The organism is Bradyrhizobium valentinum (genome assembly GCF_001440405.1).
Taxonomy (GTDB): domain Bacteria; phylum Pseudomonadota; class Alphaproteobacteria; order Rhizobiales; family Xanthobacteraceae; genus Bradyrhizobium; species Bradyrhizobium valentinum.
On sequence record NZ_LLXX01000024.1, the window covers coordinates 23,007 to 47,385 of the forward strand.

Consider the following 24,379-nt stretch of genomic DNA (forward strand, 5'->3'; position numbering starts at 1 on the left):
GAGGATAGCGAGATGACTGAACGAATTTCGTTAGAGGGAAAGGTTGCGGTTGTGACTGGGGCAGGCCGCGGGCTGGGGCGGGCATACGCCGAACTTCTCGCCGAACGCGGTGCCCGGGTCGTGGTGAACGACCTGGGGACCGACGTATCGGGGTTCGGGAAGGACTCCACGATAGCGGAACAGGTGGCCGACCTCATTCGGTCCCGTGGCGGCGAGGCAATCGCGAACGACAGCGATGTTTCCACCCCTGAAGGTGGCAGTGACCTGATCACGACGACCATCGAGCGTTTCCGGAGAATAGACCTTCTCGTGAACAACGCTGGTATCCTCGGAAGCCAGCTATTCGAGGACGCCACCCTTGACGATTTCGATCACTATTGGCGCGTGCACCTCGGCGGGCCGGTCAACGCGGTGAGGGCTGCCTGGCCGTATATGGTCGCACAGCGCTATGGGAAGATCATCCTCACGACGTCCGTCAGCGGGCTGTTCGGACTACGTGGCCAAGCCACCTATGCGGCGGCCAAGTGCGCAGTAGTCGGATTGATGCGCATTCTTGCACTAGAAGGCGCTGAGCACGGGATTCTCGTGAACACCATTTCGCCAATCGCGTACACGAGGATGCACCCGGCCGCAGGATCGCGCTTGTCTGAAGCAGATGGAAGAGCCGCCATGCCGGTTGAGGCTGTTGCGCCAGCGATCGTCTGGCTGGCAAGCGATAGTTGTTCGGAGACGAACCGCATCTACAACGTGGGAGCCGGAGCAATCCAACGTATCGCTATCGTCATGGGACCTGGCTTCTACGATCCACATCTGACACCCGAGAGCATCGCCGAGAACTGCGCAAAGGTCGAATCGATCGAGGGCTTCTCCGAACCTGGTCCGTTCGATCCCAGTATTGGCGATACGTAGATACAAGATACCTGCAACGGCGAAGTCTTGAGGAACGACATTACGTTATAGAGATGATGTCGTCCCCCATCAGCTCAAACTGGGTTCCAGTGGGAGCCAGTCTCACATGACGAACTCGTGACCGATGCACAGGGGAGTGAGATGCGCGTGGAAGAACGCTCCGGGAGGCGATAGGACAAACCAGCACACTCACCGATCCATGTTCACGCTATTTCTTTCCGGGCGCGACCGGCGCAAGGTCAGCATCGTTGGTCACTTCTTTAACCCCGCCCAATTGCCCGCCGGTGAGAATGAATGCCGCGGCAGCCACCGCGATGATTGCGCCGAGAATGAGTCCGATTGTGCCCTTCCGTCGGTTGTCATTGTCAGCCATTGTGCGCTCCGTATACGTATAGGAGCTAACGTCCGCGCTAACGGTAGGTTCCCCGTCCCCCGTCTTGCACATTCGTGCGCATCCGGGGCTAATCAACTTTGACGTTGGCGGCCTTGATCATCGGCCACCATTTTTCGATCTCAGCCTTTTGCCAGGCGCCGAGCGCTGCCGGCGCGAGCTTGTCCTTTGGCGGCATCTGCAGGCCGAGATTTTCGAGCTGCTTGCGTACCGCCGGATCGTTCAGGGCATCAACCGCCGCGGCATTCAGCTTCGCCACGGCGTCCTTTGGCGTATCCTTCGGTACCCAGAGGCCGGACCACAGCGTCATGTGGAATCCGGGCAGCCCCGCCTCGTCGACGGTCGGAATGTCGGAAGCAGACTCTACGCGCTTGGAGTCGGTGATGGCGTAGGCGCGGATGTTGCCGGCGCGCACCTGCCCGATCGAGTTGGAGGTCTGGTCAACGATCATATCGATCTGGCCGGCGACGAGGTCGTTCATCGCGGGTCCGGTGCCGCGATACGGCACATATTGCAGCTTGATGCCGGCGACGTTTTCGAAATAGAGCCCGGCAATGTGGCTTCCGGAGCCGGCGCCTGCGGTGCCGGCGGTCGGCGGCGAAGGCTGCGCCTTCAGCCAGGCGATGAATTCCTTCAACGATTTGGCGGGCACCGCGTTCTTGCTGACGATAATCATCGGATTGCTCGGCAGCAATGCGACCGGCTCGAGATCGGTGACGAGATCGTAGCCGAGTTTGTAGATCGCGCCATTGGCGACGTGGGTGCCGAGGTGGCCGAAGCTGACGGTGTAGCCGTCAGGAGCCGAGCGCACCGCGCGACCGACGCCGACCGAACCGCCTGCTCCCGTCACGTTCTCGACCAGGACCTGCTCGCTAAGCGTGACCTTCATGCGTTCGGCGAGTATCCGCGCCATCGCGTCCGATGGACCGCCCGCCGAGAACGGAACGATGATGGTGACAGCGCGCGAGGGAAAATTTTGCGCGATGGCGGAGCCGGAAAATGCCAACGTCGCGAACAAGGCGGCTAAGACCATTCTACGCATGTGCTTCCTCCAACGCGCCATTTCAAACCTCATGGTGAGGAGCGCGGCAACGCCGCGCGTCTCGAACCATGGGGCCACCGGACTCGTGGCCATCCTTCGAGACGGCGCTTCGCGCCTCCTCAGGATGAGGACCCTACAGCCTTGCGTAGTCGATCGGCTGATGGCGATCGAGCGTGCGCGTGACCGGCGGCAGCGGATATTTAAGCCCTGTGGCGCAATTGAACAGCATGACGCGATCATTTTTCGTCACGCGGCCGTCGGCAAGACTTTGCTGGTAGGCGGCGTAAGTGGCCGCCCCTTCGGGGCACAGCAACAGCCCCTCCTCGCGCGCCACTTCGTTGAGCGCAGCAGAAATCTTCTCATCCGGCACCGCAATCGCAAATCCCTTGCTCTCGCGGACCGCACGCAGGATCAGAAAATCTCCGACCGCTTGCGGCACGCGAATGCCTGAGGCGATGGTGTGGGCGTCTTCCCAGCGCGGCGCATGCTCGGTGCCTGCTTCAAAAGCACGCACCATCGGCGCGCAGCCCGACGCCTGCACCGCCACCATCCGCGGCCGCTTCGCGCCGATGAAGCCGATGGCTTCCAGTTCGGCAAAGGCCTTCCACATGCCGATCAGGCCAGTGCCGCCGCCAGTCGGATAGAAGATCACGTCCGGCACCTCCCAGCCGAGCTGCTCGGCGAGCTCGAGCCCCATCGTCTTCTTGCCTTCGATCCGGTAGGGCTCCTTCAGCGTCGAGGTATCGAACCAGCCGGCCTTGGCCTTGCCTTCGCCGACGATCTTGCCGCAGTCGTCGATCAGCCCGTTAACGCGGTAGACGGTGGCGCCCTGCAACTCGATCTCGCTCACGTTCACTTCCGGCGTATCGGCCGGGCAGAAGATCGTGGTCTTGATGCCGCAAGAGGTGGCGTAGGCCGCCAGCGCCGCGCCGGCATTGCCGTTGGTCGGCATCGCCATGTGCTTGATGCCGAGCGCCTTGCCCATCGACACCGCCATCACCAGGCCGCGCGCCTTGAACGAGCCGGTTGGCAACCGCCCCTCGTCTTTTACAATGATCTCGCCGCCGCCGAGTTTCTTTGCAAGCCTCTGTAGGCGAATGAGCGGCGTCATGATCTCGCCGAGGCTGACGATGTCAGTCACCTTCCGCACCGGCAGCAGCTCGCGGTAGCGCCACATGTCGGCGGGACGCTGGGCCAGGGCCTCCTTGGTCAGCGCCTTCTTCACGCCCGCGAGGTCATAGCGCACCAGCAGCGGCTTGCCGGCCTTGGAGAGGTTATGGACCTGGCCGGCGGCGTAATGATCGCCTGCCATCGCGCATTCGAGGTGAGTCACGAACGTCGGACGTTCGATGGTCAGGTTGTCGTTGTCTTTCACAATTTTTTCTTTCTTGTTCCTCAGGCTATCGGTATCGGACCTCGTCACCCTGAGGAGGCCGCAACGCTGCCGTCTCGAAGGGCGACAGGCCCTGCTGTTAAATCTGGGCCGTGCATCCTTCGAGGCTCGCTGCGCTCGCACCTCAGGATGACGGGACTGCTACCTTGTTGGAAAGTCGTCACCGCCTTACATATTCAGCACACGCCCATAGGCATCGAGCACGGCTTCCTTCATCATCTCCGAGAGCGTCGGATGCGGGAACACGGTGTGCATCAATTCTTCTTCCGTGGTCTCCAGGTTCATGGCGACCACATAGCCCTGGATCAGCTCCGTGACCTCCGCGCCGATCATGTGTGCGCCGAGCAACTGGCCGGTCTTCTTGTCGAAGATCACCTTGACCAGCCCCTGATCCTCGCCGAGCGCGATCGCCTTGCCGTTACCGACGAAGGGGAAACGGCCGACGCGGATCTCACGGCCGCCCTCCTTCGCTTTCGCTTCCGTCAGCCCCACGGAGGCGATCTGCGGGTGGCAGTAGGTGCAGCCCGGAATGAGGTTCTTGTCCGTGGCATGCGGGTGTAGGCCCTTGATCGCCTCGATGCAGACCACGCCTTCATGCTCGGCCTTGTGCGCCAGCATCGGGGGCCCTGCGACATCGCCGATGGCGTAGATGCCGGGCACGTTGGTCTTGCCGTAGCCATCGATCACGACGACGCCACGGTCAGTCTTGACGCCGACCTTTTCCAGGCCGAGCCCCTCGATATTGCCGACCACGCCGACCGCCGAGATCACCCGCTCGAACTCGACCGTTTGCGGCTTCTTGCCGTCGTCGATGGTGGCGACGACGCTGTCGGCCTTCTTCTCCAGTTTTGTGACCTTGGTGTCGCTGAGGATTTTGATGCCTTGCTTTTCAAACCGCTTGCGCGCAAGGCCTGCGATTTCCGCATCCTCGACCGGGAGGATCTGCGGCAGCACCTCGACCACGGTGACGTCGGCGCCCATGGTGTGGAAGAACGAGGCGAACTCGATGCCGATCGCGCCGGAGCCGACCACGAGCAGCGACCTCGGCATCCGCTCCGGTACCATCGCCTCGAAATAGGTCCAGACCAGCTTCTTGTCGGGCTCAAGCCCCGGCAGCACGCGCGGCCGCGCGCCGGTGGCGAGGATGATGTGCTTGGCCTGATAGGCACCCTCGCCCAGCGCGCCTTTCGGCGCCTCCACGGCGGATTTCTTCACCGTGACCTTGCCTGGCGCATCGATCGATGCGTCGCCCCAAATGACGGTCACCTTGTTCTTCTTCATCAGGAAGCCGACGCCGTCGTTCAGCCGCTTCGATACGCCGCGCGAGCGTTGCACCACAGCCTTCGGATCGAACGAGACTTTTTCGGCGGAAAGCCCGTAATCCTTGGCGTGCTGCATGTAGTGAAAGATTTCGGCCGAGCGCAGCAGCGCCTTCGTCGGGATGCAGCCCCAGTTCAGGCAGATGCCGCCGAGATAGGCTTTCTCGATGATCGCGGTCTTGAAGCCGAGCTGGGCGGCGCGGATCGCGGTAACGTAGCCGCCTGGGCCGGAGCCGATGATGATGACGTCGAAGGAAGTGTCGGACATTGCTTATGCACTCGTTGCCATCGTGCGACACCATTCTTGCGTCATTGCGAGGAGCCCTTGCGACGAAGCAATCCACCTTGTCGCCGGAGAGATGGATTGCTTCGCTGCGCTCGCAATGACGGTGCGTGTTACCTCGTCTCAGACCATCATCATCACGGGATTTTCGATCAACTGCTTGAATGCCCCAATCAGCTCGGCGCCGAGCGCGCCGTCGATCGCGCGGTGATCGCAGGACAGCGTCACGCTCATCATCTGCGCGATCTCGATCTTGCCGCCGCGGACCACCGGGCGTTCCTCGCTGGTGCCGACCGCGAGAATCGTCGCATGCGGCGGGTTGATCACGGCGGTGAAGTGATTGATGCCGTACATGCCGAGATTCGACACCGCGGTGGTGCCGCCCTGATATTCCTCCGGCTTCAGCTTGCGCGCCCGCGCGCGCGCCGCAAAGTCCTTCATCTCGGACGAAATGATCGACAGCGTCTTGGTTTCCGCCTTGCGGATGATCGGTGTGATCAGACCGCCGGGCATCGCCACCGCAACGCCGATGTCGGAATGCTTGTGCTTGAGCATGCCGCCTTCGGTCCAGCTCACGTTGCAATTCGGGATCCGCTGCAATGCGATCGCCATCGCCTTGATGACGAAGTCGTTCACCGAGAGCTTGTAGAGCGGCTTCTTTTCCTTGTCCTTTGGCGCTGCGGCGTTGATCTCCTCGCGGGCGACCAAGAGCTTGCCGATGTCGCAATCCATCGTCAGGTAGAAAACCGGCACGGTCTGCACCGATGCGGTGAGCCTTTGCGCAATGGTGCGGCGCATGCCGTCATGCGGCACGATTTCGTAGGAGCCCTCCTCGAACAGCGCGAGGATCTGCTTGTCCGACATCCCGGGCGCAAACGCGCCCATAGGCGCGAGGCTCGGACCCGCGGCGGGCGCGGCAGCCGGCGCCTTCAGGCCCTTGCCGGACTTGGCGTCCTCGACGTCGCGGGCGACGACGCGGCCATGCGGGCCCGAGCCGTTGATCCGCGAAAGATCGATGCCGGCGTCCTTGGCGAGGCGGCGGGCGAGCGGCGACGAGAAGATGCGGGCGTGGCCGTTGACTTGCGAAGCGGAAGCCACCGCCTGGGGCGCGGCAGCCTGCGTCGGCCCGGTTGCTGGAGCCGGTGCAGACGTGGCCGCAGCGGGCTTAGGTGCCTCAGCGGCTTTAGGTGCTTCAGCAGGCTTCGGTGCGGGCGCAGTCCCGGCACCGGCGCTTGCCGCCTTCACGTCCTCGCCCTCGCCGGCCATGACCGCGATCACATTGTTGACCGGGACATCCTGCGTGCCCTCGGGCACCAGGATCTTTGCGATCGTGCCTTCGTCGACAGCCTCGACTTCCATCGTCGCTTTGTCGGTCTCGATCTCGGCGATCACGTCGCCGGACTTGACCTTGTCGCCCTCCTTCTTGAGCCACTTGGCAAGGTTGCCCTTTTCCATCGTGGGCGACAGCGCGGGCATCAAAATGTTGATCGGCATTGTCAGTGACCCTGTTGCGACCGGGGCGTGGTTGAGCCCATATCGGTCGGCCGGTTGATTTCGGCTTCGAACATCTCGACGATGCGCGTCAGCGCCTCGTCCTCGGTGTAGCCGCTCTCGCGCGCATAGGCGCGGGCAGCGTGGCGCGCGATATCGACCAGAAGCATGCCCCACATGTCAGGCTCCTCGAATGCGCGTTGGAACGCGATCGAGAGCCCGCCGTCGACCACGAACGCGCGCAGAACTTCGACGGCGTCCTCGCGGCCGATGACGTCAGGCGGCAGCGGCTGTTCGTTGGGACCGGCCATATCGACCTACCGATAGGAAACGGCTTTGGCGGCCGCGACCACGTCGGCCACCGATGGTAATGCGAGCTTTTCGAGGTTCGCCGCATAAGGCATCGGCACGTCCTTGCCGGAGACCCGTGCCACCGGCGCGTCGAGATAATCGAAGGCGTGCTCCATGATGCGGGCGGCGATCTCGGCGCCGACGCCGGATTGCTGCCAGCCCTCTTCGACCGTCACCGCGCGACCGGTCTTCTTCACCGACGCAACAATGGTGTCGGTGTCCATCGGACGCAGCGTGCGCAGGTCGATCACCTCGGCCTCGATGCCTTCCTTCGCGAGTTCGTCCGCAGCTTTCAGTGCATACGTCATGCCGTTCGACCACGAGATCAGCGTCACGTCCTTGCCGGAACGCACGATCCGCGCCTTGCCGATCGGGATCACGTAGTCGTCGAGCTTCGGCACCTCGCCGGTGTGGCCGTACAAGACTTCGTTTTCGAGGAAGATGACGGGGTTGGGATCGCGGATCGCAGCCTTCAACAGCCCCTTGTGGTCGGCGGCCGAGAACGGCGCGATCACCTTGAGGCCGGGGATCTGCGAGTACCAGGCCGAGTAATCCTGGCTGTGCTGGGCGGCGACACGGGCGGCGGCGCCGTTCGGGCCGCGGAACACGATCGAGCAACCCATCTGGCCGCCTGACATGTACAGCGTTTTGGCCGCGGAGTTGATGATCTGGTCGATCGCCTGCATGGCGAAATTGAAGGTCATGAACTCGACAATCGGCTTCAGTCCCGACATCGCCGCGCCGACGCCGACGCCGGCAAAGCCGTGCTCCGTGATCGGAGTATCGATCACGCGTCTCGCGCTGAATTCCTGCAGCAGGCCCTGGGTCACCTTGTAGGCGCCCTGATATTCCGCGACCTCTTCGCCCATGATGAACACATCAGGATCGCGGCGCATCTCTTCTGCCATCGCGTCGCGCAAGGCTTCGCGGATGGTCTGGGTGATCATCTCGGTGCCGGCCGGCACTTCCGGATCGGGCTCGGCGACGGCTGCCGGCGGCGCCTTCGCCTCGGCTTTCGGCTGCGGCGCCTCTGCCTTGGCTTCTGCAGGCGGCGCGGATTCCGCGGCCTTCGGCTGCGGCGCTGGCGCGCTGGCCTTGCCGAGATCGGCGGCGCTCTCGCCATCAGCCAGAATGGTCGCGATCGGCGTATTGACCGCGACGTCGGCGGTGCCTTCCGGAATCAGGATCTTGCCGAGCGTGCCCTCATCGGTCGCCTCGACTTCCATCGTCGCCTTGTCGGTCTCGATCTCGGCGATCACGTCGCCCGACTTGATCGTCTCGCCTTCCTTCTTCAGCCACTTCGCAAGATTGCCCTTTTCCATGGTGGGCGACAGCGCAGGCATCAGCACTTGAATGGGCATATCGGCTCCCGAAATCACTCGTCAGTAGGTTCTGCGCTCGTTTGATGCACGTAGCCAGAGTAGCAAAACCGGTCCCACTTTTACGGAGTACGTGTTGAATTACCTGTAGACGTCGGTCCAGAGCTCGGAAGGATCGGGCTCGGGATCGCGCTGGGCGAAATCCGCCGACGCGTTGACGATCTGGCGGACCTCGGCGTCGATGGCCTTGAGCTCCTGCTCGCTGACCTTGGCGGCCAGCAGGCGATTGCGAACCTGTTCGATCGGGTCCTGGTCGGTGCGGATCTTCTCGACCTCTTCGCGGGTCCGGTATTTGGCCGGATCCGACATCGAGTGGCCACGGTAGCGGTAGGTCTGCATTTCCAGGATGAACGGCCCCTTGCCGGCGCGGCACCAGGCGACCGCCTCGTCGCCCGCGGCCTTCACGGCGCGAACGTCCATGCCGTCGACCTGCTGGCCCGGAATGTTGAAGGAGGCGCCGCGCTTGGAAAAATCGGTCAGGGCCGAGGAGCGCGTCACCGACGTACCCATGGCGTAGCGGTTGTTCTCGATCACATAGATCACCGGGAGCTTCCACAGCTCCGCCATGTTGAAGCTCTCGTAGACCTGCCCCTGGTTGGAAGCGCCGTCGCCGAAATAGGCCACGCTGACGAAGTCGTTGCCGCGGTATCGGTTGGCGAAAGCAAGGCCGGTACCGAGCGAGACCTGGGCGCCGACGATGCCGTGGCCGCCGTAGAAATTCTTTTCCATGCTGAACATGTGCATGGAGCCGCCCTTGCCCTTGGAGTAGCCGCCGCGACGTCCCGTGAGCTCGGCCATGACGCCGTTGGCGTCCATCCCGCACGCCAGCATGTGGCCGTGGTCGCGGTATCCGGTTATGACCTGATCGCCCTGCTTCAGGGCCATCTGCATGCCGACCACGACGGCTTCCTGGCCGATGTAGAGATGGCAGAAGCCACCGATCGCGCCCATGCCGTAGAGCTGGCCGGCCTTTTCCTCGAAGCGGCGGATCAAGAGCATGTCCCGCAGCGCGGCTAGCTCCTGCGCCTTGGTGAATTCCGGTGGGGACCCGTTTGCCTTTTCCTGCCCTGATTCCTTCGCGACGACGCTTTTCTTGGGTGCAGCCATGGCAATTCCGGGTGAGAGAGTAGGAAGAGACGGATCAGCCCTCTCTATCCCAACTCAAACCGGCGTGAAAGGATTGCGTGCGCTGGAGAAAATATTGCTATGCCGCACTGCAGCGCGACGAGACATTTTCGAAATCGATTTGACGTTTTTTTGAAATTTGCGGACCGGCGCACAGAGACATCATCCCTGCGCAACGGCTCTGCCGTGTCGCTGGAGGTGCGAGCGCAGCGGGCCTCGAAGGATGGGATTGCGGCCCGTCCTTCGAGGCGCGCCAAGGCGCGCACCTCAGGACGACGGCGAAGCATGTGGCGCAAATTTGGTCTCAGTTCGGCTTGTTGATCCGCACCAGGTCACGCGGGTTGGCGTAGTCGAGCTGAAACCGCGCGCGCTCGTCCAGCATATCAGGGTCGACGCGGTCGGACCGCAGCAACGAAACCCGCTGCTCGCCCTGCGCCCGCTCCCGCTTCAATCGCGCCAGTTCGGAGGTCAGGGCGATGATCTCCTGATCGAGTTCCTGGCGCGCGTTCAGTCCGTATTTGCCGGTATAGGCGTTGACGCCGAAATAGCCGACCATCAGCGCCGCCATCGTGTAGAGGGCGAGACCTGTCAGAATGGACTTCAATCGGGTGCGGGAGACCATGGGGCCAAGATGCGACGGCCGGGTTAATGGAATCTTAAAAAGCGGGTACGGGCGATGATGGCGCCGCCCTCTTCGCCGTCATTGCGAGCGCAGCGAAGCAATCCATGGCGCAGCATAACGGATAGATGGATTGCTTCGTCGCTTCGGCGCAAAATTGCTTTGCAATTTTGTCGCGAGCTCCTCGCAATGACGCTGAGAGAGCAGTTACCCGTTCTGCTTCTCGATGAACGCAGCGAACGCGCCGAGATACTGCTGCAGTACCTTCTGCACGGCCTCCTTGATCAGCTCGCCCTTGTCGTCAAACGCATCGCCGACGCCGTTGAGGTAGATTTCGGGCTGGCCGAGGATCGGGCCGGCAATGCCCGGCAGGATGTTCTGCAGATGCTTGGCCGCGCTGACGCCGCCGAGCGCGCCCGGGGAATTGCTGATGATACCGACCGGCTTGCCGAGGAACGAGCTCTTGCCATAGGGGCGCGAGGCGACGTCGATGGCGTTCTTCAACACGCCGGGGATCGAGCGGTTATATTCCGGGGTCACGAACAGCACGCCGTTCGACTTCTGCAGTTTTTCGCGCAGAGCCAGCCAGTCGGCCGGGGGATTGGCTTCCAGATCCTGGTTGAAGAAGGAAATGTCGCCCAGCGTGGTAACGTCGAGCTTGAGCGAAGCCGGCGCCAGCTTGGCCAGTGCCTTGGCAATCTTGAGCGAATAGCTCTCCTTGCGGAGACTGCCGACGATCGTGACGATGGTATGGGTGGCCATTGAATATCCCTTTTGAAGCGGAAGCGCCTGCCCTCCCTTACGCCAGATCGCCAGAAAGATGCAAGTGCATGGAATGGGGCTTCGTTGCGAGAAAATCTTTCTGCAACGGAGCGCAAATGTAGAACGGGCCGCCTTTGCGGAGCGGCCCGTCCGGTTCATTGCTGGCTGAAAGCGCCGGCCGCCCGTCAGCCCTTGTTCGGATTGATCAGGAATTTCTCGCCGGTGGAACGCTTGTTGTAAATCGCGATGTTGGAAAGCTGCAGCGTCTCCTGCAGCGACACAGTTTGCGTGTAATGACTGGCAAACGTCGTCTTGAGCTCGGAAGCGACGCGCTGGCGCAGCCGGCCGATTTCGGCCGGGCCGATCTTCTGCAGGAACGGCGTCAGCAGCCAGCCGCCGACGCCCCACGTGAGGCCGAATGCCCGGCTCAGTTCGGTCGGACGGTTGTCGAGGCTGCCGTAGATATAGACCTGCTTGTACACGTTGGAGCCGTAGCGGCTGTATTCCTTGGCGGTCTTGTTGGCCGCCATTTCCATGCAGGTGAGGATCTGGCTTGCAAGCTTGCCGCCGCCGATGGCGTCGAAGGCGATGGTGGCGCCGGTCTCCACCAGCGCGCTGGTGAGGTCATCCATGAAGGTTGGCGAGGTGGAATCGACGACATATTTGGCGCCGATCTTGTGCAGGATGTCGGCCTGCTCCTTGCTGCGCACGATGTTGACGAGACCGATGCCGTCCTTGATGCAGATCTTGTTGAGCATCTGGCCGAGGTTCGACGCGGCAGCGGTGTGCACCAGTGCCTTGTGATTTTCGCGCTGCATGGTCTCGGTCATGCCGAGCGCGGTCAGCGGATTGACGAACCATGACGCACCGTCGGCAGGCGTGGTACCAGCAGGCAGCTCCATGACATCCCTCAGCTTCATGGTGCGATATTGCGAGTACATCGCGCCGCCGATCATCGAGACGTTCTTGCCCATCAGCGCTTTCGCAGCGTCCGACGATCCGGTCCTGATCACGACGCCGGCGCCCTCGTTGCCGACGGGGAGCGATTGATCAAGCCGCGCCGCCATCATCCGCATGGCCGATTCCGGCATCTTCGCCGTAATGACAGGCGCGTCCTTGGTGCCGGATTCCTTGGCGGTCGACATCTCGGCCGAGCCGATCAAAAGCCCGAGATCAGAGGGATTGATCGGCGTCGCCTCGACACGAACCACGACTTCGTCGTCGGCCGGTTCCGGCGTCGGGACATCCAGCAGCGACAGTTCGAGTTCGCCGCTCTTCTTGAGCAGCGAACGCAGTTGCAGCCCGCTCTTGCCGTCGCTCATCGAAGTCTCCCCATTGTGTTGGTTATATCTGGACGTGCCAATGCGTTAAGCCAAGGCCTTCAGCGCTGCCTTGCCCGCATATATTGCCTGCTTGCCGAGCTGCTGCTCGATGCGCAGGAGCTGGTTGTACTTGGCCGTGCGGTCGGAGCGTGCCAGCGAGCCGGTTTTGATCTGGCCGCAATTGGTGGCGACCGCGAGGTCGGCGATGGTGGAATCTTCAGTCTCGCCGGAACGGTGCGACATCACGGAGGTGTAGCCGTATTTATGGGCCAGCTCGACGGCGGCGAGCGTCTCCGTCAGCGTGCCAATCTGGTTGACCTTGATCAGGATCGAATTGGCGCGGCCGTTCTTGATGCCGTCGGCAAGGCGCGTGACGTTGGTGACGAACAGATCGTCGCCGACGAGCTGGCACTTCTTGCCGATCAGGTCGGTCAATTCCTTCCAGCCTTCCATGTCGTCCTCGGACATGCCGTCCTCGATCGTGACGATCGGATAACGCGAGACGAGATCGGCGAGATATTTTGCCTGCTCGGAACGCGAGCGGGTCTTGTTCTCGCCGCCGTAGACGTAATTGCCGTCCTTGAAGAACTCGGTGGCCGCGCAGTCGAGGCCGAGCACCACGTCGCTGCCTGCCTTGTAGCCGGCCTTGCCGATCGCGCTCACTACGAACTCGAGGGCTGCGTCCGCCGAGGGCAGGTTCGGCGCAAAGCCGCCCTCGTCACCGACATTGGTGTTGTGGCCGGCCTTCTTCAGTTCGCTGCGCAGCGTGTGGAAGATTTCTGAGCCGCAGCGCAGCGCCTCGGCGAAGCTCGCGGCGCCCACGGGAAGGATCATGAACTCCTGGAAGTCGATCGGGTTGTCGGCATGCACGCCGCCGTTGATGATGTTCATCATCGGCACCGGCAGCGTCCGCGCCGAGGTGCCGCCGACGTAACGATAGAGCGGCATGTCGAAGGATTCGGCCGCTGCCTTGGCGCAGGCCAGCGAGACGCCGAGAATGGCGTTGGCGCCGAGCCGGCTCTTGTTCGGCGTGCCGTCGAGATCGATCATGATCTGGTCGATGTGGACCTGGTCCTCGACGGCCTGATCGCTCAGCGCCTCGAAGATTTCGCCGTTGACGGCCTCGACCGCCTTCTGCACGCCCTTGCCGAGATAGCGCTTCTTGTCACCGTCCCTGAGCTCGACCGCCTCATGCGCGCCGGTGGAGGCGCCGGAGGGAACGGCCGCACGGCCGATCGAGCCGTCTTCCAGCACCACATCCACTTCAACAGTGGGATTGCCACGGCTATCGAGGATTTCACGGCCAATGATGTCGACGATGGCGGTCATATCTGCACTTTCCTGGGAATGGTGGGTCCGGGTTTCGGGGCGTCTTACACGGGGCGCAAGCAAATGTGAACGCTTTGGCTGCGGCCTTTTCCGGACGATAGAGCCGGGTCAGGATAGACTTGCTTCAAGGTTGATATCAGCGTCCAAACCTTCACATTGATAGACCGGGGTAACGCAATGAATCGCCGCCAGTTTCTTGGAACCGCCGCCGCCGGAATCCTGGCCGCGCCCGCTGTCATGCGAAATGCTGCGGCCCAGGAAGGCCCGTTCCGCGTCAAATATTATCCGGTCAAAGCGGGCATGGGCTCGCGTGACACGACGCCCGCCCCTGACGGAACGATCTGGTTCTGCGGCCAGCGCAACGGCACGCTGGGCCGGCTCGATCCGCGCGACGGGTCCTACAAGCTGATCGATCTCGGCAAGGGCGCCGCGCCCCATGGCGTGATCATCGGCCCGGACGGCGCGCCCTGGGTGACCGAAGGCGGACAGAATGCTATCGCGCGCGTCGACCCCAGTGATCAAAAGGTGACGCTGTTCCGCCTCCCCGAAAAGGAGGCTTACGCCAACCTCAACACCGGCGTGTTCGACAGAAGCGGCATCTACTGGTTCACCGGCCAATCCGGCATCTATGGCCGGCTCGATCCGAAATCGGGCGACATGACCGTGTTCAAATCGCCGCGCGGCCGCGGCACCTACGGCATGACGGTCACGCCGAAGGGCGACATCTGGTACGCCTCGCTGGCCGGCAACCACATCGCCAAAATCGATCCGGCGACCGGCAACGCGACAGTGGTCGAACCGCCGACGCCGAACCAGGGCGCGCGGCGCGTGTGGTCGGATTCGAAGGGCCGGATCTGGGTCAGCGAATGGAATAGCGGCAATGTATCGGTCCACGATCCTGCCGACGGCTCCTGGAAGGCGTGGAAGTTGCCCGGCACAAGCCCGCGCGCCTATGCGGTTTACGTCGACGACAAGGACAAGGTCTGGCTCACCGATTTCGGCGCCAACGCGATCGTGCGCTTCGATCCGGTGACGGAGAAGTTCAACGCATTCCCCAGTGACAAATCGGGCGCGAATGTGCGCCAGCTCGACGGCCGGCCCGGCGAAACCTGGGGCGGCGAGTCCGGCAATGACCGCTTGGTCGTGATACAGACGGTCGCGTGAAGTCCTTCGCCTTCCTGCTGCTGTCGTGCCTTCTGCTGCCCGCCCCCGCCACCGCGGAGGAAGATGGTGTGCGGGCGTTCTCGCCCTGCCGCGCCTGCCACAGCCTCGATCCCGCGGAGCGCGGCCTGCCCGGCCCCAACCTTTCGGGGCTGATCGGTCGCGCGGTGGCTGACGACGCCGAATTCGATTACTCGCCGGTGCTGCGCAAAGCGCGCGACGAGGGACTACGCTGGGACCGAAAACGCCTCGAAACGTTCCTTGCCGATCCCGCCGCGATGTTTCCTGGGTTGTGGATGTCGATGCGCGGGATCGAGGACGCCACCGAACGGCAGGCGCTGGTGCGATTTCTAGCGGATCCATCATCCCGGTAACGGTTGACGATCACGCCCCATTGCGGCCATGTCAGCGCTCGCAAAGGACGATCATGATGGCCAAAAAATCATTGCAGAAATCATTGCAGCTCGGTCGCGCCGTGGAATGGCCTGACAGCCCGGAAAAGGCGCAGCTCGACCGCGTGCCCAATCCGCAGGCGGATACCAATTATCTGGTGCGCTTCACCGCACCGGAATTCACCTCGATCTGCCCGGTGACGGGTCAGCCGGATTTCGCGCATCTCATGATCGACTACGTGCCGGGCCAATGGCTCTTGGAATCCAAGTCGTTGAAACTCTATGTCGCGAGCTTCCGCAATCACGGCGCCTTTCACGAGGATTGCACGGTCATGATCGGCAAGCGGATCGCCGCCGAGATCATGCCGAAATGGCTTCGCATCGGCGGCTATTGGTATCCGCGCGGCGGCATTCCGATCGACGTGTTCTGGCAGACCGGCAAACTACCCAACGGCATGTGGGTACCCGACCAGGGCGTCGCGCCCTATCGCGGGCGAGGCTAAGCGCTGATCAGAAAGTGGAATCGCGCAGGGACCTCCGAGAACTGTCTAAGCTCGGTGGACGAAAGGTCAGTCGCACTGCCACGATCCACATATTCGTTCAAGCACGAGTGCGAAAGGCGTATAAGGGCGCCTATTGAAATCTATTCTTTTCTAGATGCATCAAAGGGAGGAAGGCCATGCGGAAGTCTCTCCTCGGATTTACCGTCGCAGCTCTTAGCCTATCGACATCCCAGCCGCTGTTTGCGCAAGACAATGTGGATCAGCAGCTCGGTCAAGTGCACTTTAAAACCTCTTGCAACGACGTCGCGCAGCGTCGCTTCGATCGCGCGATGCGCTATCAGCACTCCTTCTGGTACGTCAACGCCAAAGAGATCTTTGAGGAGGTCATCGAGGCTGATCCCACATGCGCTATGGCATATTGGGGCATCGCGCTCACGCTGATGGACAATCCGCACAACGCAATCCCGCGGCCGAATCTCGCGCCCGGCCTTGCCGCTATCATGAAGGCCAAGGAAATCGGGGCCAAGACCGAGCGCGAACGCGACTACATTGATGCCCTTATGGTGATGTACGCGGATTCCGACAAAGTGTCCCACGCCCAGCGCATGCGCGCCTATCGGGATGCCCAAGCGAAAGTTGCAGCGAAATATCCAGACGACGACGAGGCTCAGATCGCCTACGCCATCACGCTCAATACCTCGGCGGACCTGAACGACAAGACTTACACACAGCAGACTAAGGGCGCCTCAATCCTGGAGCCGATTTCCGTGCGGCTTCCACAGCATCCGGGGGTGACGCACTACCTGATCCATCTCTACGACTATCCGGCGACCGCACAAAAAGGTCTCGACGCCGCCAACCGTTACGCCAAGATCGCGCCGGCCGCGCCGCACGCCCAGCACATGCCGTCGCACATCTACACCCGCGTCGGCTACTGGAAGGAATCGATTGCTTCCAACATCGCCTCCGTAAAGGCGGCCAAGGCCGAAAAGTCGGTGGGCAATTATCTGCACGCGCAGGATTATATGGTTTACGCCCACCTTCAACTTGCTCAAGATCAGCAAGCGCGCGTCGTCATGGACGACATGGCAAGAGAGACCAACTTCAAGGCCACAGTCGCAGCGGCCGACTATGCACTGGCGGCGGCGCCGGCCCGTTATGCGATCGAGCGTGGTGACTGGGACGCCGCCTCGCAACTGTCTGTCAGGCCGAGCGGCTCACACTTCTCGACGGCAATCTCGCACTTCGCTCGCGCTCTCGGCGCGGCGCGCTCCGGCAAGCCGGAGGCTGCCAAGCCCGACGTCCAAAAACTTGCTGAATTGCGCGACAAGTTGCGCGAATCCAAGGATATTTATTGGCCGGAGATCGTCGACATCCAGCGTCAGGTCGCCGTTGCGTGGGTGCTTCACGCGGAGGGTAAATACGATGAGGCTCTCAACGCTATGAGCGCTGCAGCGGAAGCCGAGGATAAGACCGAGAAGCACGCGATCACGCCGGGCCCGCTGGCGCCGGCGCGCGAGCTTTACGGCTTCATGCTGCTCGATCGCGGCATGGCCAAGGAAGCGCTCACGGCGTTCGATGCCACCAAGGCCAAGGAGCCGAACCGTCTCCAAGGCTACGCAGGTGCCGCCAAGGCCGCCGATGCGCTCGGCGACAAGGCTGCGGCACGAGACAACTATCAGCAGCTCGTGGCGCTGACGGCGAATGCCGACACCGAACGGCCAGAGGTCGCCGCGGCGAAGAAGTATCTCGCCAGCAACTAGTCACGGTGGTGCAATGAGGGCGGTAGGTCGTGTCGCCATTGTAGCAGCGTCGCTGGGAAGTGTGCTGGCGGCGCTGCTGGCATGGTCTGGTCTGCCACAGAACGCGGCCGCAACTGCGACCGCGCCAGTATGGACCGAGATAGCTTGGCCCTTCCCCAGCGATCCCTTTGGGAAGGGAAAGGCGTTCCGCTGTAAGGCGGCCGATTGTGGTGCCGAGGTGAACCTCTATCTGCGCGCCAAGATCGGCTTTTGCAATTGCACGACCGGCGTAGCCGATGACGACGATGTGGACCGTATGGGAGATATCGTTCTCGTCGGCGACGTCTTGCCGCTTGGCACCAGTCGTCCAGTCAGAATTGCATCGATGGAAGGTCGCAGCCGCGCTTACACGCTCAACGCTCGCAATCCGCTTGGCAAGACGGCGATATCGGTCGTTTTCAGGGAGCGCTGCGACATGATCGCAGCGACTGCCGTGCTCGGCCACGACCGGCCGGCAGCTATCGAGCCCAGCGTGATCGAGTTTCTCAATGGCAGCACTGTGATGCGCTGGGCCGAGGTCACGCTTGGCCTCTAATCTGAGCAAAGAAAGCTCGGCTGCACCGCGGACCTCTCAATGCCCGCTCAGCACCAGCGTCTTGATCGGCAACATCAGCGCCTGAATGCGCAGCAGCATCGCATGGACGATTCCGGTGGCATCGACGACGTGCAACCCAAAGCTCTTGAACGAGCCGACTTTCCCTGACGAGATCAGTTCGTGATTGCTGGTGTAGGCATTGGCGATGCAACTGCTTCCCGGCGTCACGCCTTCCAGCCCGCCCTTGAAGATCGGCTCCATGTAGACGAGGATCGTGCCCGGGCGCACGACCTGCTGCGCTTCGACCAATTGCTCGCCGCCCCTGAACTGGCCTGCCGCGATATAGTCCTGGACGCCGGTCACCACCATCGGAATGACGGTCCACGGCTTGGAAATGCAAGTGGCCTCGGCCACCATTCCGACCTTCATGACCTGCGCTTCGATTTGTCCGAACCCTGCCAGAAGCGCGCGTCGTCCCGCGCCCTCCGGAATCAGGACGCCGGCCGACCGAATCATTGGATTGACGATATCACCTGACCTCAGTGCGAACTGCTCGACCCGCCCGTCGACGCCGGCGCGAATAACGGTCTTGTCCAGATCGACCTGCGCTTCGGCCAGCGCCGCCTCCGCGCTTGCCTTCTCCGCCGGGAGAAGCGCGCTCAACCGCGTCATCGCGGATTGTTTGGAAGCGGTCGCGGCATCGAGGCTGCCCTGACGACCGGCGGCGGCCACTTCGAGCTTTTCGATGTCGCGTTGCGGGACGATGCCGGGGTTGCGCTTCTGCAACTCGCGCTTGGTGTCGAGTTCGTCTGTTGCCTGCTGCAGCGCGCCCTTTGCCTCCTGAAGCTGGCCTTCCGCCTTCATGATATCGGCCTGCGCCGCCAGCATCGCGGCATCGATTTCGGCGATCTTGCGCTTGGCTGTCAGCAGCGACGCTTCCTGCTTGGCGCTGTCGAGCCTGAACAGCACATCGCCCTTCTTGACGGGAGCGCTGATGTCGACCTTCACCTCGGCTACCCGGCCGGTGATTTCGGGAACGATCGGAACGGTCCGGTAGAACAACGTCGCCGAATTGGTCGACGGATGATAGTAGAAGATCATCGTGATCAACGCGACGGTGAGCATCAGACAGGAGATGATGCCCCATCGCAGTTCGAACCACACCGAATAGAGCGTGATCTCGTGACCGAGGCGTTTGCCCTGCCGGTAGCGTCGATAAAGATAATCGGGGAAGATGGTCAGCAGCGAGCAGAGGAGCAGCTCAAGCATGGCTGTGCACCTCGCTCTTGGCGCCAGCGGCCTTCTCGATGCGCGCCTTGGCGTCGTCGGTTGCGGCAGCGTGCGTCGCGTCTCCAACTGGCGGTTCGGTTAGGTCCTGTTCAGGCGGAACACCGGCCATCTTCTCGACCGATCCGGCGATCCGGCGCAGCGGCGTGCTGAAGTCCGGCAGATCGATCATCGCAAGGATCAAGCCCGCGATCCAGAACAGATGGATGTGCGTGAAGAGCGCCAGCAGACCCAGCACTGCCACGATCTCGAACTGAAGCTTTTGCGATTTGTGCGCCATCCGCTCCGGCAGCGTGTGCAAGCGCAGATAGACATTGCCAACACCAAGTACAGCGGCGATGAGCACGATACCGACCACCACCATCAAAATGTCGGTGTCGCCCGGCGCGGTGATGAAAGATGGGAGATGGTGGGGCGCGTTAGGGTGAAGTGGCTCACTCACGGCAGTCCTCCGTTCACAACGGACCAACGCACGGGGTCTGTCGACTCGGCTCGATCTTTGCACAATATCGGAACTTGGCAAGCGCTGAACGTGCGCCCCGCGATTGAGTGAGGTTGATCTCGATCGCTCGCCTTGAACCGGAAGACGGGTGCGACCGACCACCGCACATGCACAATGCCTTCTCCGCCCTTCTCGGGGCTGATTGCCGCGCTCTGTCTCGCCGCCACAATCTCGAACGCGACAGCCGCACCGCCGGCAAAGAGGCTGAAGAAGCAAGCCTCCTTTGCGCAAACAACCCGGCAGGCGAAAAGCTGCTGGCGGCGGCCCTCAATACGCGCTGAGCAGATCGACCTTGGCGTTGGCGAGGATCAGGCGCCGCGCCAGGAGCGCAGAAAGATTGCGCATGATCTTCAAGGCGGTCTGCGGGTGGAGCTGGCGGTAATTGGCAAAACTGTCGAGCGGCAGTTCGAGGCATTTTACCGGCGTGTCAGCCCACACATCGGCGCTGCGGTGCTGTCCGATGATCGCCATTTCGCCGAATTCCATGCCCGGCCCGAGCGAGGCCAACCGCACCCCGCTCGGCAGCTTGACGCTCACCATTCCGCTTTGCAGGAAAAAGAGCGAGTTGGCTGGCTCCCCGGCGCTGACGATGCGCTGGCCAGCTTCATAGCGGCGCGGAATCGACAGGTCAGCCAGTGCTGCGATTTCCGCCGGGGCCAAATCAGCCAGCAGCGCCTGTTCGCCGAGGTGGCTTGTTTCCTTCGAGGAGGTAAAGCCGCCATAGCGATAGATGACCTGATCCTCCGCCCATTCGATGCCTTCGTCGAGCAGCGCGAAGCGCCGCAACCGCTGCGGCTCTGCGGTTCGCGCACGCACTTCCGTCCACACCGGCGACGTCGTCTCGAGACCAGTCAGAATCGCCGTCACACCGGTATTGGCGAGAACGGTGAGGTTCTCGCCAAGGAGCTGCGCGCCGGCAGCGGTCAGGTCCGGCACGCGGCGGAAATCGAGGATCAACAACGGTGCATTCGGCGGCTCTGCAGCCAGCCGCCGCGTCACATAATCGATCGCCGCGAAATTCAACGCGCCAACCAGTTCGATCACGCGGATGTCGCTATGGCGCTCTTCCAAGATCTGCTGCTCGTTGGGCTGGCGGCTGCGGCGTGACGAGATGCCGAAGATGTCGTAGTCGGCAATGATGCAGGTACGGACGTCGGCGCTGCGGTTGAGCATGTGCAGGTCGAAGCGCGACGACAGCGCTTCGCAGACCTTCAGGCCGCGCACGCTGTTGCCGTGGCTGTCGAGGCACGGAGAAAACGTGCCGAGCCCCATCTGCGAGGGAAGCGCCGCAACGATTCCGCCGCCGACGCCGCTCTTGGCCGGGATACCGACGCGGTAAATCCATTCGCCGGCGTAATCGTACATACCGGAACTCGTCATCACCGAGAGCGTACGCGCGACGATATTGGGCGAAATGACGGAAACACCCGTCACCGGATTGACGCCGCGATTGGCAAGTGTAGCCGCCATCACCGCGAGGTCACGCGCGGTGACGAGGATGGCGCATTGTCTGAAATAGGTGTCCAGCACCGCATCGACGTCATCCTGCAGCACCAGATAGTTACGCAACAGCCAGGCGATCGCCCGGTTGCGATTGCCCGTGAGCGCCTCCGATGCATGCACGGCATCGTCTACGTCGAGCTCGCGGCCGGCGAACTGGCTAAGCTTCTCGCGGATGCGCTCGAAGGCGTGTGCGCCGTCGACCTGGTGAATAAGACCGGAACAGGCGATCGCACCGGCATTGACCATCGGATTGAAGGGCCGATTGTCGTTAGTCAGCCGGATCGAGTTGAACGCCTCCCCGCTCGGTTCCACGCCGATCGCTGCGGCCACGCGCTCCTCGCCGACCAGGTCGAGCGCTAGCGCGAACACGAAGGCCTTCGACACCGATTGAATGGTGAAAGGCATGGCGCTGTCGCCGACCTCATAAACATGGCCGTCGATGGTGACGAGACCGATGCCAAAGTGCGCCGGGTTGGCGCGCTTCAGTTCAGGGATGTAATCCGCGACCGTGCCGGAATAGTCCGATTTGAAGTCGCCATAGCAACCGGCCAGAAAACGCTGGAGCGGAGGTTCATTGGCATAGCCGGCACTTCTGGTGGCGAAGTTACTGCTGGCCGGGCGGGTAATCTGGGCGTCCACATCATCACCTTAAATGGCAAGAAGTGAAGCAATCCTCGTGCCATGGCCTGCTCCCTGACCACGGCATCCAGCCGAGGCCGCATGCGACAGATGTGCGTCATCCCGAAGCGAGCCGGCAATTTCCTTAGAAGTCGGGCCGGAATTGCGCCATTGCCACGACGGTTTTGCTGTTCGAGCACCTCATCGGATTATTCTAGCGGCCTGCTACGTCACCGCCGCATCCGTGGGCCGCGTCTGGCGCAGCAGTTTGGCACAGACAAAGCCTAGCGCGATCATCACGGCTCCTGCGGTCAGCAAAGTCGGCACCTTGCCAACGTGCTGGATGCCGAAACCATAAGCGATCGGGCCGACGGTCTGCCCCATGAAGAAAAAGAACGCGTGCAACGACAGCGCCGTCGCGCGCGCTTCTGCCGACAATTCGCTGGCGAACACCTGCAGACTGCCGTGGATCATGTAGAAACCCCAACCCATGAAAATCAGGCTGAGTAACTGCAACTTCCATTCCGGCCCCATCGCGACCGCGATGAGTTGCACGCCGACCAACGCCGCTCCTCCGATCATCATCCCGTTGACACCGATCTTCGGCAGAAGCCGCGACACCGTCATAGTGTAGAGCAGGCCGCCGACCGCGAAGCCCGCGATGACGACGCCTGCGATCGACAGTGAGGTTTGTCCGAGCTCGAACAGGAAGGACGCAATGAACGGGAACAGGCCGAGCACGCAGCAGCCTTCGATGAAGACGGCCGAGTAGCAGATGCGCGCGTTCGGGTTGGTGAAAATCGTGCGATAGCCCTTCTTCAGGGCTGACAGGCTGGTCCGCGGCGGATGTGTCAGGGCGGCGCCGCGAAATCCGACCGCGACCACGACCGAGGCCAACACGACGATTCCGCCGAGCACGGCCAGCACACCGCGCCAGCCAAGGAAATCGCCGATCAAGCCGGACACCGTAGCGCCCAGCAGGTTGCCGGTCATGGCGCCGGCCAGCGTACGACCGATCGCGATCTGACGCTTCTCGGGACCAACGAGATCGCTGGTCAGCCCCAACGCGATCGGAAACACGCCGCCCGAACCGATGCCGGCCAGAATGCGGCTCGCAAATAACAGCGGGAACGATGTCGCCATCGCGCCGAGAATGTTGGCAAAGCCGAGCAGTGCGAGGCAGACGATCATCAGCCTCGCCTTGCCAAAAATGTCGGCGAAGGCGCCGAGCACCGGCTGGATGATGGCAAAGGTGAAGGCGAAGGCGGCGGCGAAACTGGCGGCGGCCGCAATGCTGACCGAAAAATCCTCGGCCACATGCGGCAAGACCGGATCGAGCGCGCGGGCGGACAGGGCTGCCGAAAAGGTCGCGAGCGCGATAATATTGAGCGCCGGCGGCATGCCGTTGGCGGCGGTCACGGCGATACCGGCATCATTGGCGTGCTCCGCGCTTGGAAAGCGCGTCGAACTCCATGAGCGTCTTCACCAGCGCTTCGAACTCGCGCAGCGGCACCATGTTGGGCCCGTCCGACGGCGCATGATCGGGATCGGGATGGGTCTCGATGAACACGCCGGCGACGCCGACGGCCACCGCCGCGCGCGCCAGCACGGGCACGAATTCACGCTGCCCCCCGGATGAGGTGCCCTTCCCGCCTGGCTGCTGCACCGAATGGGTGGCGTCGAAAATAACCGGCGCCCCTGTCGTCTGCGCCATGATCGGCAGCGCACGCATGTCCGACACCAGCGTGTTGTAACCGAACGAGGCGCCGCGTTCGGTCACCAGCACGTTCGGGTTACCGCCGCCGGTGACCTTGGTCACGACGTTCGCCATTTCCCACGGCGCAAGGAACTGCCCCTTCTTGACGTTGACGACCTTGCCGGTCACTGCTGCCGCCAGCAGCAGATCCGTTTGACGGCACAGGAAGGCCGGAATCTGCAACACGTCGACTGCCTGTGCTGCCTCGGCGCATTGCGCGGCCTCGTGCACGTCGGTCAGCACGGGCAAACCGAGCGAGGAGCGTATCTCGGCGAAGATCGGCATCGCCTGCGCCAGGCCAACGCCGCGCGCGGCTGAGCCCGAGGTGCGGTTGGCCTTGTCGAAGGAGGTTTTGTAGACGAGGCCAATGCCGAGGCGGCCTGCGATCTCTTTCAGCGCGCTTGCCACTTCGAGCGCGTGCGCCCGGCTTTCGAGCTGGCACGGCCCGGCAATGATCGAAATCGGCAGGTCGTTGCCGAATTTGACCGGACCGACCGAGACGACCGGGGCTGCGTTGGGTTTCGCGTTCAAGGGAGTTTCCTTCATAACTGGCGCGGACCATGCCGGTCCGCGCTTTCAGGATCAACCCCGTTTAACCCCCGAAT

Annotated in this window: 24 protein-coding genes; 7 read left to right on the forward strand and 17 right to left on the reverse strand. The window is 62.4% G+C overall.

What is annotated here, in order from left to right; translation table 11 throughout:
* Positions 1-12: 12 nt before the first annotated feature.
* Entirely contained in the window at positions 13-909 is an 897-nt protein-coding gene (locus CP49_RS02870) for an SDR family NAD(P)-dependent oxidoreductase (RefSeq protein WP_057848790.1), read from the forward strand.
* A gap of 208 nt (positions 910-1,117) precedes the next feature.
* Here the strand turns inward: CP49_RS02870 and CP49_RS02875 are convergent, their stop codons facing one another.
* The 12 genes from CP49_RS02875 to eno all read right to left on the reverse strand — a co-directional run bounded on the left by CP49_RS02875 (position 1,118) and on the right by eno (position 13,715).
* A complete protein-coding gene (locus tag CP49_RS02875; RefSeq protein WP_156437991.1) occupies positions 1,118-1,282 on the reverse strand; it encodes a hypothetical protein in 165 nt (54 codons plus the stop codon).
* Positions 1,283-1,370: 88 nt separating this feature from the next.
* Complete coding sequence (locus CP49_RS02880; protein ID WP_057848844.1) at positions 1,371-2,342, reverse strand: tripartite tricarboxylate transporter substrate binding protein BugD; 972 nt, start codon at positions 2,340-2,342, stop codon at positions 1,371-1,373.
* A 133-nt stretch (positions 2,343-2,475) separates the two neighbouring features.
* Positions 2,476-3,717, reverse strand: coding sequence for a threonine synthase (locus CP49_RS02885; protein ID WP_057848792.1), 1,242 nt, complete (start codon positions 3,715-3,717; stop codon positions 2,476-2,478).
* Between the two features lie 186 nt (positions 3,718-3,903).
* The gene (gene lpdA / locus CP49_RS02890) at positions 3,904-5,322 is read right to left on the reverse strand and encodes a dihydrolipoyl dehydrogenase (RefSeq protein ID WP_057848793.1); all 1,419 of its coding nucleotides are present in this window, start codon (positions 5,320-5,322) and stop codon (positions 3,904-3,906) included.
* Positions 5,323-5,460: 138 nt separating this feature from the next.
* Positions 5,461-6,831 (reverse strand): pyruvate dehydrogenase complex dihydrolipoamide acetyltransferase, encoded by a 1,371-nt coding sequence (locus CP49_RS02895; RefSeq protein WP_057848794.1) that lies wholly within the window; start codon positions 6,829-6,831, stop codon positions 5,461-5,463.
* A gap of 2 nt (positions 6,832-6,833) precedes the next feature.
* Entirely contained in the window at positions 6,834-7,139 is a 306-nt protein-coding gene (locus tag CP49_RS02900) for a DUF5076 domain-containing protein (RefSeq protein ID WP_057848795.1), read from the reverse strand.
* Between the two features lie 6 nt (positions 7,140-7,145).
* Positions 7,146-8,540, reverse strand: coding sequence for a pyruvate dehydrogenase complex E1 component subunit beta (locus CP49_RS02905; protein WP_057848796.1), 1,395 nt, complete (start codon positions 8,538-8,540; stop codon positions 7,146-7,148).
* Between the two features lie 99 nt (positions 8,541-8,639).
* Positions 8,640-9,665, reverse strand: coding sequence for a pyruvate dehydrogenase (acetyl-transferring) E1 component subunit alpha (gene pdhA, locus CP49_RS02910; protein WP_057848797.1), 1,026 nt, complete (start codon positions 9,663-9,665; stop codon positions 8,640-8,642).
* A 322-nt stretch (positions 9,666-9,987) separates the two neighbouring features.
* Positions 9,988-10,305, reverse strand: coding sequence for an FtsB family cell division protein (locus tag CP49_RS02915; protein WP_057848798.1), 318 nt, complete (start codon positions 10,303-10,305; stop codon positions 9,988-9,990).
* A gap of 204 nt (positions 10,306-10,509) precedes the next feature.
* Entirely contained in the window at positions 10,510-11,064 is a 555-nt protein-coding gene (locus CP49_RS02920; RefSeq protein WP_057848799.1) for an NADPH-dependent FMN reductase, read from the reverse strand.
* A 185-nt stretch (positions 11,065-11,249) separates the two neighbouring features.
* A complete protein-coding gene (locus tag CP49_RS02925) occupies positions 11,250-12,386 on the reverse strand; it encodes a zinc-binding dehydrogenase (RefSeq protein WP_057848800.1) in 1,137 nt (378 codons plus the stop codon).
* Positions 12,387-12,431: 45 nt separating this feature from the next.
* Positions 12,432-13,715, reverse strand: coding sequence for a phosphopyruvate hydratase (gene eno / locus CP49_RS02930; protein ID WP_057848801.1), 1,284 nt, complete (start codon positions 13,713-13,715; stop codon positions 12,432-12,434).
* A gap of 177 nt (positions 13,716-13,892) precedes the next feature.
* Here eno and CP49_RS02935 point away from each other — a divergent pair, with 177 nt between their 5' ends.
* The 5 genes from CP49_RS02935 (at position 13,893) to CP49_RS02955 (ending at position 18,108) form a co-directional block, all read left to right on the forward strand.
* Entirely contained in the window at positions 13,893-14,879 is a 987-nt protein-coding gene (locus tag CP49_RS02935; protein ID WP_057848802.1) for a Vgb family protein, read from the forward strand.
* A complete protein-coding gene (locus tag CP49_RS02940) occupies positions 14,876-15,250 on the forward strand; it encodes a c-type cytochrome (protein WP_057848803.1) in 375 nt (124 codons plus the stop codon). Before CP49_RS02935 ends, CP49_RS02940 begins: the two co-directional genes overlap by 4 nt.
* Positions 15,251-15,303: 53 nt before the next feature.
* On the forward strand, positions 15,304-15,771 hold the full coding sequence (gene queF, locus CP49_RS02945; protein WP_420807587.1) for a preQ(1) synthase: 468 nt from the start codon (positions 15,304-15,306) through the stop codon (positions 15,769-15,771).
* A 176-nt stretch (positions 15,772-15,947) separates the two neighbouring features.
* Complete coding sequence (locus tag CP49_RS02950) at positions 15,948-17,534, forward strand: hypothetical protein (protein ID WP_057848804.1); 1,587 nt, start codon at positions 15,948-15,950, stop codon at positions 17,532-17,534.
* 13 nt (positions 17,535-17,547) lie between these two features.
* Positions 17,548-18,108: a hypothetical protein gene (locus CP49_RS02955; protein WP_057848805.1), complete on the forward strand. Its 561-nt coding sequence runs from the start codon at positions 17,548-17,550 to the stop codon at positions 18,106-18,108.
* A gap of 36 nt (positions 18,109-18,144) precedes the next feature.
* On the opposite strand, the gene CP49_RS02960 is transcribed toward CP49_RS02955, so the two are convergent.
* Positions 18,145-19,377, reverse strand: a complete 1,233-nt coding sequence (locus CP49_RS02960) for an HlyD family secretion protein (protein ID WP_057848806.1) — start codon at positions 19,375-19,377, stop codon at positions 18,145-18,147.
* Positions 19,370-19,837: a hypothetical protein gene (locus CP49_RS02965; RefSeq protein WP_057848807.1), complete on the reverse strand. Its 468-nt coding sequence runs from the start codon at positions 19,835-19,837 to the stop codon at positions 19,370-19,372. The genes CP49_RS02960 and CP49_RS02965 overlap by 8 nt, the downstream gene beginning before the upstream one ends.
* Before the next feature lie 167 nt (positions 19,838-20,004).
* Here CP49_RS02965 and CP49_RS44280 point away from each other — a divergent pair, with 167 nt between their 5' ends.
* A complete protein-coding gene (locus CP49_RS44280; protein ID WP_156437994.1) occupies positions 20,005-20,178 on the forward strand; it encodes a hypothetical protein in 174 nt (57 codons plus the stop codon).
* Here CP49_RS44280 and glsA read toward each other — a convergent pair.
* The 3 genes from glsA to kdsA form a co-directional block, all read right to left on the reverse strand.
* Positions 20,165-22,039 carry a glutaminase A gene (glsA, locus tag CP49_RS02970; protein WP_057848808.1) on the reverse strand — a complete coding sequence of 625 codons (1,875 nt, stop codon included), beginning with the start codon at positions 22,037-22,039 and terminating at the stop codon, positions 20,165-20,167. The genes CP49_RS44280 and glsA overlap by 14 nt on opposite strands.
* A gap of 204 nt (positions 22,040-22,243) precedes the next feature.
* Entirely contained in the window at positions 22,244-23,419 is a 1,176-nt protein-coding gene (locus CP49_RS02975) for an MFS transporter (protein ID WP_057848846.1), read from the reverse strand.
* 31 nt (positions 23,420-23,450) lie between these two features.
* A complete protein-coding gene (gene kdsA, locus CP49_RS02980; protein WP_420807588.1) occupies positions 23,451-24,320 on the reverse strand; it encodes a 3-deoxy-8-phosphooctulonate synthase in 870 nt (289 codons plus the stop codon).
* Between the last annotated feature and the right edge of the window lie 59 nt (positions 24,321-24,379).

Excerpts from the sequence above, each read along its gene's own strand:
- CP49_RS02870 (WP_057848790.1), top strand. The coding sequence starts at position 13 with ATGACTGAACGAATTTCGTTAGAGGGAAAGGTTGCGGTTGTGACTGGG.
- CP49_RS02875 (WP_156437991.1), bottom strand. The coding sequence starts at position 1,282 with ATGGCTGACAATGACAACCGACGGAAGGGCACAATCGGACTCATTCTC.
- CP49_RS02880 (WP_057848844.1), bottom strand. The coding sequence starts at position 2,342 with ATGCGTAGAATGGTCTTAGCCGCCTTGTTCGCGACGTTGGCATTTTCC.
- lpdA (WP_057848793.1), bottom strand. The coding sequence starts at position 5,322 with ATGTCCGACACTTCCTTCGACGTCATCATCATCGGCTCCGGCCCAGGC.
- CP49_RS02895 (WP_057848794.1), bottom strand. The coding sequence starts at position 6,831 with ATGCCGATCAACATTTTGATGCCCGCGCTGTCGCCCACGATGGAAAAG.
- CP49_RS02900 (WP_057848795.1), bottom strand. The coding sequence starts at position 7,139 with ATGGCCGGTCCCAACGAACAGCCGCTGCCGCCTGACGTCATCGGCCGC.
- CP49_RS02905 (WP_057848796.1), bottom strand. The coding sequence starts at position 8,540 with ATGCCCATTCAAGTGCTGATGCCTGCGCTGTCGCCCACCATGGAAAAG.
- pdhA (WP_057848797.1), bottom strand. The coding sequence starts at position 9,665 with ATGGCTGCACCCAAGAAAAGCGTCGTCGCGAAGGAATCAGGGCAGGAA.
- CP49_RS02915 (WP_057848798.1), bottom strand. The coding sequence starts at position 10,305 with ATGGTCTCCCGCACCCGATTGAAGTCCATTCTGACAGGTCTCGCCCTC.
- CP49_RS02920 (WP_057848799.1), bottom strand. The coding sequence starts at position 11,064 with ATGGCCACCCATACCATCGTCACGATCGTCGGCAGTCTCCGCAAGGAG.
- CP49_RS02925 (WP_057848800.1), bottom strand. The coding sequence starts at position 12,386 with ATGAGCGACGGCAAGAGCGGGCTGCAACTGCGTTCGCTGCTCAAGAAG.
- eno (WP_057848801.1), bottom strand. The coding sequence starts at position 13,715 with ATGACCGCCATCGTCGACATCATTGGCCGTGAAATCCTCGATAGCCGT.
- CP49_RS02935 (WP_057848802.1), top strand. The coding sequence starts at position 13,893 with ATGAATCGCCGCCAGTTTCTTGGAACCGCCGCCGCCGGAATCCTGGCC.
- queF (WP_420807587.1), top strand. The coding sequence starts at position 15,304 with ATGATGGCCAAAAAATCATTGCAGAAATCATTGCAGCTCGGTCGCGCC.
- CP49_RS02950 (WP_057848804.1), top strand. The coding sequence starts at position 15,948 with ATGCGGAAGTCTCTCCTCGGATTTACCGTCGCAGCTCTTAGCCTATCG.
- CP49_RS02955 (WP_057848805.1), top strand. The coding sequence starts at position 17,548 with ATGAGGGCGGTAGGTCGTGTCGCCATTGTAGCAGCGTCGCTGGGAAGT.
- CP49_RS02960 (WP_057848806.1), bottom strand. The coding sequence starts at position 19,377 with ATGCTTGAGCTGCTCCTCTGCTCGCTGCTGACCATCTTCCCCGATTAT.
- CP49_RS44280 (WP_156437994.1), top strand. The coding sequence starts at position 20,005 with ATGCACAATGCCTTCTCCGCCCTTCTCGGGGCTGATTGCCGCGCTCTG.
- CP49_RS02975 (WP_057848846.1), bottom strand. The coding sequence starts at position 23,419 with ATGCCGCCGGCGCTCAATATTATCGCGCTCGCGACCTTTTCGGCAGCC.
- kdsA (WP_420807588.1), bottom strand. The coding sequence starts at position 24,320 with ATGAAGGAAACTCCCTTGAACGCGAAACCCAACGCAGCCCCGGTCGTC.